Here is a 1469-nt window from a genome sequence, read left to right as displayed (position 1 = left end):
AACCGCGGTCCAAATGGACAAGGCGGATTTAACCGTGGACCAAATCAGGCTGGAAGACCAGGATTTGGCAGCCGTCCAGGATTTGGCGGTGGAAGACCGGGTTTTGGAGGAGCGCCAGTTGCATCTGCAATTCCTGAACAGAAAGGACCTGGAAAAAAGGCTTTTAAAGGCAAAAAACAGGTTTACAACAACCGCAAGGACAAGGAAGAGCTTTTTGACGAAGAAGAACTTTATAAGAAGAAGGCAGTTACTCCTGCAAGCGTAGTTCCAAAGTCAATCGATATTATGGAATCTGTTTCGATTTCTGATTTGGCAAAGAAAATGAACCTTAAAGCCAGCGAAATCATCGGAAAGCTTATGTCAATGGGAATGATGGTTACAATAAACCAAAGCATTGATTCTGACACAGCAACTCTTCTTGCTGCCGAATACGGCTGTGATGTTCATCTTGTTTCTCTTTATGACGAAACTGTAATTGAAAGCGACAAGGGTGAAGAAGGAAATGAGCTTCCTCGTCCGCCAATTGTTACCGTAATGGGACATGTTGACCACGGTAAGACAAAAACACTTGATGCAATCAGAAAAACAAATGTTGCAGCTGGCGAAGCCGGCGGAATTACACAGAAAATCGGTGCTTATCAGGTTAAGACTGAAAAGGGCGTAATCACATTCCTCGATACTCCTGGACACGAAGCCTTTACAATGATGCGTGCTCGTGGTGCTCAAATTACAGATGTCTGTGTTCTTGTAGTTGCCGCAGATGACGGTGTAATGCCGCAGACACTCGAAGCCTTGAGCCATGCAAAAGATGCGAAAGTTCCGATTATCGTTGCAGTTAACAAAATTGATAAGCCGGATGCAAATCCTGACCGAGTAATGACACAGCTTTCTGAACAGGGGCTTACTCCTGAAGAATGGGGCGGAGACACTCAGTACGTAAAAATTTCTGCTCTTAAAGGCGAAGGAATCAGCGAGCTTCTCGATGCAATTCTTCTTCAGGCAGAAATGCTTGAATTAAAGACTCATTGGGATACACGTGCAGAAGGAAAAGTTATTGAATCTCATGTTGACCAGGGACGCGGTGTTATTGCTGATGTTATGGTTCAGAGCGGTACATTGAGGGTTGGAGATCCGTTTGTTGCCGGAATTTATTCTGGAAAAGTACGCGCAATGTTCAACGACCGCGGAGAAAAAGTAAAAGAAGCTACTCCTTCTATGCCAGTTGAAGTTCTCGGTTTAGATGAGATGCCGAATGCCGGGGATCCGTTCCAGGTTACAGAAACTGAACGCGATGCTCGCGATATTTCAAACAAACGCCAGGAACTCAAGCGTTTTGAGGCGGCAAAGGCTGTTAAGAAAGTTACATTGGACAACCTCGTTTCTACAATCGAAGCAAGCGAAGTAAAAGAATTGAAGGTTATCATAAAAGCTGACCTCCAAGGTTCTGCAGAGGCGTTGAAACAGTCTCT

The 1469-nt window shown here is 44.8% G+C and carries 1 protein-coding gene; it reads left to right on the top strand.

Annotation, left to right across the window (positions count from 1 at the left end):
- Window positions 1-1469, top strand: a 1469-nt coding sequence (gene infB, locus B2X33_RS08695; protein WP_296669044.1) for a translation initiation factor IF-2, incomplete at both ends; no start/stop codon positions are given.

This window comes from Treponema sp. UBA785 (assembly GCF_002297065.1).
GTDB lineage: Bacteria > Spirochaetota > Spirochaetia > Treponematales > Treponemataceae > Treponema_D.
Note: the sequence above shows the minus strand (reverse complement) of the source record. Positions and strands in the feature narration are given on the sequence as shown.